This is a genomic window from Pseudomonas sp. P4_C4 (assembly GCF_056402055.1).
Window position 1 is genome coordinate 1 of sequence record NZ_JBFUID010000103.1, and the last position, 11,672, is coordinate 11,672.

Below are 11,672 nucleotides of genomic sequence, written 5' to 3' on the forward strand. Positions count from 1 at the left end.
TTTTTACACACTCTGGGCCATGGATGGCCGATCGCGGCGGGCCCACGGAGCAGGACCGGAGCGAGGGCATGCCGAGCCTAGGCGAGGCACCGAACGTCAGGGGCAAGAGCCCTTGGTTACTTGGGGCCGGGCGGCGTTCCGCTCTTCCAAGTGACCCGCCGTAAGGGCGGAACCCTAAGTGGCCGTTACCGCAGCAATGAATATGTACACTAGGAAGAAAATGGTCGGCCGTAAGGTCGCCATCTCGACGTATCACTCGGACATTCTGCTTTCTCGATGCCAGAGTGTCGGAAAAAGCTCGTGCTCCATAGGTACATCTGATGCCAGAGCATCTTTAAGCCCAGGAAAGTCGGGGGAGGTGGCCCAAGGTCTCGGCGCATGCCGCACGTCATCGCCTATGACCCTCACTGAAAACGCGCGGCGACGGTTATGCCCGCCCACGCCAGCAGAGGCATGCAAGGTCAACATGTTGAAACACACCATGTCCCCCGGCGACAACGTCCATCCGAGAATGGGAAAGTCCTCGCGATGGCTTTCAATATCCGGTAGCTCGCCCAATGTTCCCTCGGAAAACCATTTGGCCTGGCTGTCCATGAAGGACCGAGGCATCAACCAGGGGCCTTTGTGTGAGCCGGCGATGAACTCGAGGGTCGATTCCCTGGGCACGGGGTCAACTGGAATCCAGAAACTCACGGTGTCCGACCCCGTGATGTTGTAGTAAGGCTGGTCCTGGTGCCAAGGTGTGCGTTGGCGCGTATTGGGCTCTTTCACCAGCAAGTGATCATGGTGCAGGCGCACCCGTTGGCTGTTCAGCAGGGCGGCCGCGATGGGGGCGATGGCGGAGTTGAAGATGAAGTCGCGATAGTGTGCATTCTCTTGCCAGTTACAAAAGTCCTCGAAGAACCATCCCGGGTCCGTAGGGCAGCTCGCCACTTTTGCGCGAGGGCTGGGATGGGCAAGGTTGCGCTCGATGCCCAGCGTTAGTTCGCTGATTTGCTGCGCAGTAAACGCATTACGGATGCACACTGCACCATCGGTTTGAAAGGCACGTACAGTCTCGTCGCTGACGGGGATGGCAAAACGAGATTCACCGCGTTGCGTCATTTCGTTCATGGGGATTGCCTCATTCGCCGTAAATATCGAAGTTGAAGTACTGCTTCGCGATCTGGTCGTATTGGCCTGATTGGCGAATGCTGGCAATGGCCGTGTTCAGCTGCTCTCTGAGATCAGGCTCGTTTTTTCGGACACCGATAGCGACGCCATCGCCAATGATGCTTTTGTCGGTGATGGGCTCACCGGCGAAGGCAAAGCCCTGGCCCTGAGGCTTTTGCAGTAATCCGATGTCGGCTTGTACCGAGGCCTGGAACGATGCATCCAGGCGTCCGGTGATGAGGTCTGAAAACACCTGGTCCTGGGTTTGGTAGGTAAGGATATTGACGCCTTGGTGGCCCCATTGCGACTTGGCATAGCTCTCATGCAGCGAGCCTTGAACCACCCCAACCGACTTGCCCTTCAATGATTCTGCCGTCGGCAGCAATCCGGAGTCTTTTCTGGCAACGAGAGAAGACGGCGCGGTGTAGATTTTGTGGCTGAAATCGACCTGCTGGCGACGTGGCTCGGTGGCGCTGAATGCAGACAGGATGGCGTCAAATTTTTTCGCCTTTAACGCCGGGATCATGCTGTCGAAGGTCTGCTCGACCCAAATACACTTGACCCGCAACTCGGCACAAAGGGCATTGCCCAGATCGATATCAAAACCACTCAATGAGCCATCTGGCTGCTTTTGCTCGAAAGGCGGGTAGCTAGGGTCGACGCCGAATCTGATCACCGGTTCTGCCTGCGATAGCGGGGTGATGATCAGCCCGAACAGCAGAGTGATGTATTGAAATTTGCGTAGTTGCATGATGACCTCATTTTTTATTGGTTTTCACGTTTTGGCAGGTCTTTGCTCAAGCGTTGAGTGGCAAGAAGGCCTCAGTCAACTTGACCCAATAGCCAGCGCCCCGAATCAGGATGTCGTCATTGAAGTCGTAGCGAGGGTCGTGAGCCATGCAGCTCTTTTCACCGTCGCCATTGCCGATGATCAGATAGCTGCCAGGGCATTGCTGCAGGAAGTAGGCGAAATCCTCGCTGCCATTGAAGGGCACGATGTCGTTCATCACCTCGTCCTCACCGAGCCAGTCGATGGCCACCTGACTGGCAAACCGGGTCATTTCTTCGTCATTCACCAGCAACGGGTAGTCGGCACTGTAGTCGATGTCGGCGGTCGCGCCGAATGCCTGCGCCTGGGCGTGAATGAGGTGTTTTATCTGGCGCTCCAGGCGGTCCCGGACGGCGTTGTTCAGTGAGCGGACGGAAATCAGCATGTGCGCGCTGTCCGGGATCACGTTGGACGCCTTGCCTGCGTTAATGGCCCCGACGGTGATAACGCTCATTTCCTGAGGTGAAGTGTTGCGCGAGACGATTGTCTGCAAGGCCATGATGATGCTTGCGCAGACCACCACGGGGTCGACGCTCAGATGCGGCATCGCGCCATGACCGCCTTTTCCGTGAATCGTGACATTGACCTGGTCGGCGGAGGCCATGAAGGGGCCGGCTCGGAACCCGAGTTTTCCGACAGGGTAGCCTGGCATGTTGTGTGCAGCGAACACTGCATCGCAGGGGAACTGTTGCAGCACGCCTTCCTGAATCATTCGTCGGGCGCCGGCCAGACCTTCTTCGGCCGGCTGGAAAATCAGGCGGACGGTGCCATCGAACGGATGGCCATGGGCGAGGGCGTAGGCGGCGGCGAGGAGCATGACCGTATGCCCGTCATGGCCACACGCGTGCATCTTGCCCGGTATCCGGCTTGCGTAGGGGAGCCCGGTTTTTTCCAGAATAGGCAGTGCGTCCATGTCAGCCCGTATGCCGATCACACGCGAACCGGTGCCTTTTTTCAGCGTGGCGATGACCGCGGTTTCGGCGAAGCCGCGCGTCACGTCATAACCCCATTTGATCAATCGTTCGGCTACCAGCTCACTAGTCTCGACCTCCTGATAACCGAGTTCAGGGTTGGCATGGATCTGGTGGCGCAGTTCGCGCATTTCCTGCTCAATCTCTTTTAACAGCGTGATGGACTGTGTCATTGGCAGTGTTTTTCCTTGGTGACCAAGAGGAGAAACCAATCTGTCGCAAGGGCCACAATCGACGATGGCTTACGGCATCATGCGTTTCATCAAAGTGCCGGGGCTTTTTCTGGTACGGTCTTTTGGTGAGGTTCGAAGCCCAGGTGGTGTTGGTCCGAGAGTAGTGGGCCAAGGCAGCAGCTGACAGGCAATCGAAAGTGAACAAGGCAACCCAGGGTTAACACCGGCGGACACTATGAAGTTCTATCAACTCAATGCACTCGTGGCGGTGGCCGACGCGGGCAGCATCCGCGGCGCTGCAAAAAGGCTCGACACTTCGCCGGCAGCGGTCACCAAGGCCATCCAGAAGCTGGAGGCAGACACCGCCACACAATTGCTGATCCGTAATACCTCAGGGATTGTGTTTACCGAGCTCGGCAAAAAGTTGTTGATTCAGGCACGTCTGCTGGTGGCACAGATGGTCAGCGCCCGTCAGGTATTGCCTGATTGCAAGGGGGAACTGGAGGGGTGCTTGTCGGTTGCCGTGACACCCTGGTTGGCGATGACGCTCATGCCAAAATCCGTCGTGCGTTTTCGCCAGCTGTTTCCAAAGGTACAACTTGAATTGTATGAGGGGCTTTCATCGGTCGCGTGTCCGCTGCTGCGGGATGCGAGCGTCGATCTGTTTATCGGACGGCTTGATACCCGGTTTTCCAGCACCGACCTGACCTATCTGCCGCTGTTCACGGCTGATTGTGCGGTGGTGGCCCGTCAGCAACACCCGTTGTCGAACAGCAGGACCATGGAGGATCTGGCGTCGGCTGACTGGATACTGGCCTCGCAACAAGATGGAACGATTTCGACGCAGGGGCATGTGCATTTCGCCCATTCGCTCTCGATCATCTTGAGCTTGCTGCGTGAAACCGACATGTTAAGCATCTTTCCCTGGCCGCTGGTGGAGATATGTGCTCAGCGCGAAGGCTTGTGCGCCTTGCCTCTGCGCGAGCCGGTCGGCAGTGCCTCGGTTGGCGCCATCAGCCGAAGCGGGCAGCCCCTGCGGCCGGCGGCCGAGCGGTTTCTGGAGTGTCTGATCGAAACCATTCACCTGGAGATGGGGCATGCGCAATCTCCTTATCGGCGCATGTTGCAGACCGTCGATTTGTTGGTCTGAGAGCTGTTATCGAAACTGAGTGGAACGTCACTGGTTTCATGGTCATACGTCACTGCCTGTTCCTGGCCAACTCCTGCCAGATCAGTTGGCCGTTCTTGACGTAGTCAGTTGAAGAGGAAGTTACTGGTGCTCAGTCAGGTTGAGCGTGTCCTTCCAGAATCTCAAATCCATCATCAAGGGGGGCGTACCCCACAACTTTTCTGGTCTTCTCGATAGAAAGTCGCTTATATCTGTTATCTGAGACCCCGTGGATAACATGAAATCCGCTCAGCTCGGCCTCGACGCAATTTCTAAGTAGTGCGACAACATCCCTGATACTAATAAAAGCAGCTACATCCCTGTGACTGTGGTTTTCCCCTTGGTGAAATATAGCTACGTTTGCAATACGGACTGCGATTGTTGTCATTTGACCATCGTTTGCATACATCGAAGCCAGCGCTTCCCCGAACGCTTTGCTGACCCCGTATAGATTGCCTGGCTTAGGTGCCATACATTCATGTATCTGGACATCCTCTGGATAACCTTCGATAGCCTGAGCGCTGCTCGCAAATATAAAGCGCTCGCAGCCTTGAGCCTTTGCGGCGAATAGCATGTTGTAGGTGCCCACAATATTCACAGGGAGCAGGGAGGTCATGAAATCGGCGTCTGGGCGAGGGTCAGCAGCTAGATGAATCACTGTATGTATGCCTTCGCAAGCTTCAAGGCAACTGGCTTGAACGCTGATGTCGAGAGCGAAACGTTGTGCCGATTGCGGAAGTGTTGATACATCCATGTCGGCTAAACGCAAATCTGATTTATCGTAGTGCGCTTTCCAAAAAGCGCTGCCGATTCGGCCCGCAGCACCTGTGACTAAAATTTTTCGCGCGTTCATTTCAGCATGTCCTTATGGTAAACGTCACTGTAGCTTCCCAGCGTTACGAAGGGGCTGAATCCACAATAGCTGTCGGTGGGCAAGGAGCGCTTTCAATCCAATTACCGCCTGGGAAACCGAGCACCACTTAACTCGTTGTCCCGCTCGCTCCTGTAATATGCCAGCCCTCACCACCACGAGCTTTGAAAATGGATTCTCACTCGATTCTGACTTTTACCTTGGTCGCCGCGATTGCTATCGCCAGCCCAGGGCCTGCGACCTTGATGGCGATCAACAATAGCCTGGCCCATGGGCAGCGCAGCGCCATATGGTCATCGCTCGGCAACGCCAGTGGCCTGTTCTGCCTGTCGTCCGCTGCCATGCTGGGGCTGGGGGCGCTGCTCGCCAGTTCCGAATGGTTGTTCAATGCGGTGAAATTCATCGGTGCCGGTTATTTGTTCTACCTGGGCATCAGACAATTGTTCAAAAAGGGCCCGATGCTCCCGGACGGGATTCAGGATAACTTGAAGAAAAGCCGGCCGACTCGCTCCAAGCTGTACAAATCGGCCTTCCTGACGGCGGTGACCAACCCCAAGGCGACGATGTTCTTCACCGCGTTGTTTCCGCAGTTCATCGATCAGAGCACGGCATTGCTGCCGCAATTTCTGATCCTCACCTCGATCTTCATGGCATTGTCGGTGTCGTCCCTGAGCCTCTATGCCGCGCTCGCCTCGCGGGCCAAGGGTGTGCTGACCCGGCCTGCGCTGTCCCGCTGGGTTAGCCGGGTGGTGGGGTCGACATTCATCGGTTTCGGTGCTGCCATTCTGACCATGCGGCGGCAGGCGGCGTAAGGGGAGTCGGGCTTGTAACTCCGGTAACAGGAAGGCCGGGGACTGTGAAACTCTGTACGAACCTACCCAGTAAGCGCTTCGAGGAAGATTAAACGGCGCATCATGGGGGAAGCCCTTTACCGGAAAGTATCGGTGAATCGGGTGTTGGATAAGGTTGAAATTACGGAGTAGCCATTCCGTTCAGTGGCGACCGGTTTACTCGCCACTGATTAGATTCGCGTCCTGGAGCATTCACGAGTGACCGCTTTTGGCTGTGCTGCCTGTCACGACGACCGTCAGAAAGTGCCCCAACGCTGCCACTCGAGCTAGCGCTCTGCATGTCGTACAAGCCAATGGATCTTTGCTGCCTTACTTCCCCGTCAGTCCCTGCAGATGTCGGTACCCGGCCGCCTGAGTGAAATCGGCCAAATACCAGATTGCTCCGTTGGCTCCCCATAAGCCGTCGTTGACTTCATCAAGGATGATCGACAATCGCCCTTCATGGTTCCGGCAATGATGGCTCAGGGAAATGAATTGATCGCAAAGCTGACGGCTCATATCGAAGCCTCACTACCGGCGACCATCAACGTCAGTACACTCGCATTCGACTTTGGCTTGTCAGAGCGAACGTTGTCTCGACACATACACAAGGCTACCGGCTACAGCCCGTTGCGGCTGATCCAGCGTGTCCAGGCCAATAAAGCCCGGGAGCTGCTGGCAAACAGTAAATACTCGGTCGATACCATTGCCGAACGCGTCGGATACCGGGATACCACATCTTTGCGGCGATTGATGAAAAAAATGCTTAACGCAACACCCCGGCAATTGCGTTAAGCCGATATGTCTCGCTCCTTTTAAAGTGGTCGATTAAGTAGAAGCAAACGTGCCGCCAGCGCTGTCATAACCGCAGCGAAGCTATAGGCTCCCAGGCGTTTGGAGATCATGCCTTCGCGAAGGCGCATATGCAGCTGTCCGGCACAAAATCCGAGTAGGGCATGAAAGATCAATGCGATAAGTGCAAGCAATAACCCCAAGAACATCAATTGCGAGGTGACAGTACCGGTACCTGCGGTGACGAACTGCGGCAGAAACACCATGAAAAACAACAGCGCCTTGGGGTTTAACAAGCTGTTGAGCGTGGCTTGGGCAAAGATCTTTCTCATCGAGGCCTGTGTAGCTTGAGACTGAGTATCCGTAGAAGGAGTCTTCAATGCCTGCCACGCCAGCCACATCAGATAACCAGCGCCGGCCCAGCGCAGCAAGTCAAACGCCGGCGCCCAACTCATCACTAACGCACCGAGGCCTGCGCTAACCATGATGGTCATCAGCACGTCAGCCAGGGTTATTCCTAGCGCAGCGGCGAGGCCGGCGCGCCATCCATGAGCAACAGCATGGCTGCTGACGATGGCCATGTTAGGGCCAGGAACGATCAACAACAGCAAGGCGGCAACAATGAACAGATAAAGGTCAGTGGTATCCGGCATAGGGCATAAGTCCGTGAGTGAGGAGTCATGCTAACCAGTAGTAGATAGGCAGGAGCAGATACAGTGCGGATGGATTTGGCCGCAACAGTCTGGTTTGGAGAGGGAAAAGTAATCTGCTAGACGGCACGGTAAAGCAGGTGCGAATGGCCGCTTCTGGCCGATTTCTGCCTGACGAGAAGCGCTGCAACCGCCACATAGCTGACCGTCATCCAAATCGTGTGAGCTAATGGCGAAAGCTTGAGCGCGGAAAACACCCCACGCTTGAGCCGTGCCCGGAAGGTCTCCAGATCGTGCTGCTGTCACGACGGGCATCGCTCAAAACGCTTGAGCACTGCATTGAGGGCGCGTTGTTCGTACAAACCGACGCCAAGACGACAGTGGCGAGTCCCAGTTTGATCGCCGAGAAATTCACGCGCCATATGGCCGTCATCGAAATGGCGAGCAATAGGTGTCGGGTTTTCATACGGATCTTCCTTGATGGATCGTTGACAATTGCAACGTAAAAAACCACAGCACCAGGGCTGTCGCGCTGATCGAGGCGCCCAGCAGGCTGACGGCTATCCAGMCCCATAGCGCATAAACCTGCGTCGCGGCGGCAGCGCCCAGTGCACTGCCCACCGAGTAAAAGCACATGTAGGCACCGACCATGCGACTTTGCGCGTCGGGTCGTGCCGCGAAAATCAGGCTCTGGTTGGTGACGTGTACGGCTTGCACCGCGAAGTCGAGCAAAAGCACCCCGCAAACCAGGGCGATCAGTGACGACTGTGCAAAGGCGATGGGCAACCAGGACAGCGTCAGGATCGCCAGCGAAATGCCCGTAACGCGTTGCCCCATACCTTGATCGGCCCAGCGACCGGATCTTCTGGCAGCCAGGGCACCGGCGACGCCAGCCAGGCCAAACAGGCCGATGACCGTGTGTGAAAGCGACAGCGGCGGGGCGCTCAACGGCAGCACCATGGATGTCCAGAGCACGGAAAAAGCGGCAAAGATCAGCAAGGCCAGCAGGCCCCTGATGCGCAAGACCGGTTCGGTCATGAACAGCGTGAAGAGCGACCGGATGAGTGCCGGGTAGGTGTATCGACTGCGTGGCGTCACTGCGGGAGGCAAGACTTTCCAGAACACTGCCGCGAGGGTCAGCATCAATCCCGAGGAAACGAAATACACGGCGCGCCAGCCCGCCAGATCGGCGATCAGCCCGGAGGTGAATCGCGCCAGAAGTATGCCCAGGACAATGCCACTGGTGACGGTTCCCACGGCCTGGCCACGTTGTGACGGCGTTGCCAGCACGGCGGTATAGGCCACCAGCACTTGAACCATCACTGCCAGCAAACCCACAACGATCATGGCCCCCAACAGGGTCAACCATTGCTGTGCTGCGCCGACCCCCGCCAGCGCAATCGCCGACAGCAGCACTTGAGTCAGAATCAGCCCTTTACGGTTTAACAAGTCACCCAGCGGGACGATGAACAGCAACCCCAGCGCGTAACCGACCTGGGTAGCCGTCACTACAAAGCCGATCATGGATGAGGCCACACCCAGGCTCTGAGCCATTGAGTCGAGTAAGGGTTGTGCGAAATAAACGTTGGCGACTGCCAGCGCGCAGGTGACCGAAAATAAAAACGTGAGTGACGGAGAAAGCCCCGAAGCCTGCGTGACGAAAGGCTGGGTGGCTGAGTCGGCATCTGCTGTCACATGAGCCTCCGTGGCGTTAAACTGGTTTCAATTAAAAACCGGATTCCATTGTTACTGAATCAGGTTTCAAATTGCAACCACATTGCTCAAAATTGAACGACAGGCTTGGCAGCCCTTATCCAAAAGGTAAACACGATGGTCGAAGACGCTTCATCGCACAGCAGCGAATGTCCGGTAGCACGAACACTGGAAGCCATTGGGGATCGATGGTCGCTCATGATCATTCGCGATGCGTTTGACGGCATTCGCCGATTCAGCGAATTCCAGAAAAGCCTGGGGGTGGCCAAAAACATCCTGGCATCGCGCCTGAAAACCCTGGTTGAGGTCGGTGTATTCGACGTTCAACCTGCTTCGGATGGCAGTGCCTACAAGGAGTACGTCCTGACGGAGAAAGGCCAGGAGATCTTTCCGGTTGTGGTCAGCATGAGGCAGTGGGGCGAGCGTTTCCTGTTCACGCGGGAAGAGACGCGTTCTGTGTTGTTGGACAATACGTTCGGCCAGTCCCTGATGCCGATTGAAGTTCGCTCCTCGAGCGGTCAAAAACTTGGGCCGTCCGATTGCCACAGAGTGAGAGTGGTCGCCGACGAGTCGTGAATCGACAAGTGACACCCTCAAGCGGATGCCTCCTGCGCTGAGCTTTGTCGAATGAATCGCTCAATCAGCCATCTCGCGGCCGGTCCCGGTGGCAGATCCGTGCGGTAAATGACGTCAAAGGCATAAATCCCGCTCTGGTATTCCGGCAAGTTCAGACGTACCAGCCGACCGGCCTGCAGGTCTTCCTCGACCATCGGACGGGGCATGTTCCCCCAGCCAATACCTTCACGCAGCAGCATGTGCTTGGCGCCCAGGTCCGCCAGGCGCCAGGTGCGGTTACTGAGGACGGCGAAATCCTTGTCCTTGGTCAGCAGCGAGCGGTCGGACAGCACCAGTTGCGTGAACTCTCGCCCGGCGCCCGGAACATTCACATCGCTTGATGCCAGTGGATGATTCGGCGCCGCCACCGGAATCAATTCGACGCTGCCGACGCCAATTCTTTCGATACCGTCGATGCCCTCGTTCATCGGGCCACTGACGCCGATGATCGCGCCACCGTTGATCACCAGGTCGGTGACGGCGCCGAGCGCTTCCATATGCAAGTGCAGGGCAACCGTAGGGAACTCTTCGCGAAAGGATTTGAGTGCATCCACCACGCGTTCGGGGGGCAGCATGACATCGAGCACCACGTGGACTTCGGCTTCGAGCCCCTGAAGCAAGCCTTTGACCTTGGCGCGTAGTCCATGGATGCCGTTGGCAATGGTCCTGGCTTCGGCCAACACGGTGCGACCGGCATCGGTGAGCCGGGGTTTGCGGGTTGTCTGGCGGTCGAATAGCGACACACCGAGCTGCATTTCAAGGTTGGCGATCGAGTAGCTGATGACCGAAGTGGCGCGGTGCAGTTTTCTGGCCGCCGCCGCAAAACTGCCGACTTCCACGACCGTCAGGAACACGCGCAGTTGGTCCAGTGTCGGTGTGCCCGGGTCAGAGATCATGTCTGTTTCCTTGAATCAGACGTCGCTTGGCAAGTTGCACGATTGAACTCCTTTGCCGGTTACGTAGGTCTGCTTTTCTAATTTATCGAATCTAATGATCTAAATTAGTCGGCTATTCAGATTAGCTGACGAAGAGCAATATTTCCTCACCCGGGCGGTTCTTGTCGAATCGCACCCAATTCAAGGAAATACCCCATGACGACTTCGGCAAACATCGCTCAAACAACCGCCTCTGAACAAAGCCGTTCCGACGTGACCCAATCCTCGGCATCGTTGATCGGCCGCGTACTGCTCAGCGCAATCTTCATCCTTTCCGGTTTCTCGAAACTGGCCGCTCCCGCGATGATGGTTGGCTACATCAGCTCGGTCGGGCTTCCGCTTCCACAATTGGCGCTGGCGCTGGCGATCATTGTCGAGATCGGCGGTGGCCTGGCATTGATCGCTGGTTATCGCACCCGCACCGTTGCCGCCGTCCTGGCAGTGTTCAGCGTGTTTACCGCACTGGCGTTCCATAACGCACTGGGCGATCAGAACCAGTTCATCCACTTCTTCAAGAACATCGCGATGGCCGGTGGCCTGCTGCAGGTCGTGGCCTTTGGTGCCGGTCGCTTCAGCCTCGACGCGCGCCGTCGTTGATCCCCCCGCGCTGCGAAGGCTGGTCCCTCGCAGCGCAATGCTTTTCTCCCTTCCTTTTCAAAAGTCGAGACCTCCATGAATGCCATATGTTTGTACAAATACGGCAGTCCTGAAGTTTGGTTCTTCACGGAATTCCGGGAAACTGTAGGAGCGAGCTTGCTCGCGATGGACTCAAGACCGCCGCGTTTAAACAGAAAATACGCGTTATCGTTAACGACCTTCGCTGGCAAGCCAGCTCCTACAACAGACCGCGTCCTGGTCGAAAATGAAGTGACTTCCCGGGGAACTGTAGGAGCCGGCTTGCCGGCGATGGACTCAAGTACGCCGCGTTTATCCGGTCCACACGCGTTATCGTTATCGACCATCGCTGCGGTGG

The 11,672-nt window shown here is 56.6% G+C and carries 12 protein-coding genes and 1 pseudogene; 6 read left to right on the plus strand and 7 right to left on the minus strand.

From position 1 onward, the window contains the following. Positions 1-252: 252 nt before the first annotated feature. Genes AC1DXW_RS29990 through AC1DXW_RS30000 form a run of 3 tightly spaced genes read right to left on the minus strand, consistent with a single transcriptional unit; the run spans position 253 to position 3,125 of the window. Entirely contained in the window at positions 253-1,113 is an 861-nt protein-coding gene (locus AC1DXW_RS29990) for a phytanoyl-CoA dioxygenase family protein (protein ID WP_477755259.1), read from the minus strand. A gap of 10 nt (positions 1,114-1,123) precedes the next feature. Beyond that, the gene (locus AC1DXW_RS29995; protein ID WP_477755260.1) at positions 1,124-1,903 is read right to left on the minus strand and encodes an ABC transporter substrate-binding protein; all 780 of its coding nucleotides are present in this window, start codon (positions 1,901-1,903) and stop codon (positions 1,124-1,126) included. Positions 1,904-1,949: 46 nt separating this feature from the next. After that, complete coding sequence (locus AC1DXW_RS30000; RefSeq protein ID WP_477755261.1) at positions 1,950-3,125, minus strand: M20 aminoacylase family protein; 1,176 nt, start codon at positions 3,123-3,125, stop codon at positions 1,950-1,952. Between the two features lie 235 nt (positions 3,126-3,360). Between AC1DXW_RS30000 and AC1DXW_RS30005 the strand changes: the two genes are divergently transcribed. Then, positions 3,361-4,275: a LysR family transcriptional regulator gene (locus tag AC1DXW_RS30005; protein ID WP_477755262.1), complete on the plus strand. Its 915-nt coding sequence runs from the start codon at positions 3,361-3,363 to the stop codon at positions 4,273-4,275. A gap of 130 nt (positions 4,276-4,405) precedes the next feature. Here AC1DXW_RS30005 and AC1DXW_RS30010 read toward each other — a convergent pair whose 3' ends face one another. Then, positions 4,406-5,146: an NAD-dependent epimerase/dehydratase family protein gene (locus tag AC1DXW_RS30010; RefSeq protein WP_477755263.1), complete on the minus strand. Its 741-nt coding sequence runs from the start codon at positions 5,144-5,146 to the stop codon at positions 4,406-4,408. Positions 5,147-5,334: 188 nt separating this feature from the next. On the opposite strand from AC1DXW_RS30010, the gene AC1DXW_RS30015 reads away from it, so the two are divergent. Further along, a complete protein-coding gene (locus AC1DXW_RS30015; RefSeq protein WP_223458943.1) occupies positions 5,335-5,976 on the plus strand; it encodes a LysE family translocator in 642 nt (213 codons plus the stop codon). 468 nt (positions 5,977-6,444) lie between these two features. Next, a pseudogene (locus tag AC1DXW_RS30020) lies at positions 6,445-6,789 on the plus strand (helix-turn-helix domain-containing protein); the annotation flags it as partial. 20 nt (positions 6,790-6,809) lie between these two features. On the opposite strand, the gene AC1DXW_RS30025 reads toward AC1DXW_RS30020, so the two are convergent. Further along, complete coding sequence (locus AC1DXW_RS30025) at positions 6,810-7,439, minus strand: LysE family translocator (RefSeq protein WP_477755264.1); 630 nt, start codon at positions 7,437-7,439, stop codon at positions 6,810-6,812. A 459-nt stretch (positions 7,440-7,898) separates the two neighbouring features. Further along, the gene (locus AC1DXW_RS30030; RefSeq protein WP_477760838.1) at positions 7,899-9,131 is read right to left on the minus strand and encodes an MFS transporter; all 1,233 of its coding nucleotides are present in this window, start codon (positions 9,129-9,131) and stop codon (positions 7,899-7,901) included. Between the two features lie 135 nt (positions 9,132-9,266). On the opposite strand from AC1DXW_RS30030, the gene AC1DXW_RS30035 reads away from it, so the two are divergent. Beyond that, positions 9,267-9,725 carry a winged helix-turn-helix transcriptional regulator gene (locus AC1DXW_RS30035; RefSeq protein ID WP_477755266.1) on the plus strand — a complete coding sequence of 153 codons (459 nt, stop codon included), beginning with the start codon at positions 9,267-9,269 and terminating at the stop codon, positions 9,723-9,725. Positions 9,726-9,742: 17 nt separating this feature from the next. Here AC1DXW_RS30035 and AC1DXW_RS30040 read toward each other — a convergent pair whose 3' ends face one another. Further along, the gene (locus AC1DXW_RS30040; protein ID WP_477760839.1) at positions 9,743-10,660 is read right to left on the minus strand and encodes a LysR family transcriptional regulator; all 918 of its coding nucleotides are present in this window, start codon (positions 10,658-10,660) and stop codon (positions 9,743-9,745) included. A 195-nt stretch (positions 10,661-10,855) separates the two neighbouring features. Between AC1DXW_RS30040 and AC1DXW_RS30045 the strand changes: the two genes are divergently transcribed. Further along, the gene (locus tag AC1DXW_RS30045; protein WP_477756921.1) at positions 10,856-11,296 is read left to right on the plus strand and encodes a DoxX family protein; all 441 of its coding nucleotides are present in this window, start codon (positions 10,856-10,858) and stop codon (positions 11,294-11,296) included. Positions 11,297-11,371: 75 nt separating this feature from the next. Further along, positions 11,372-11,672 (plus strand): hypothetical protein (locus tag AC1DXW_RS30050; RefSeq protein ID WP_477760840.1); only part of this gene is annotated, 301 nt, incomplete at its 3' end.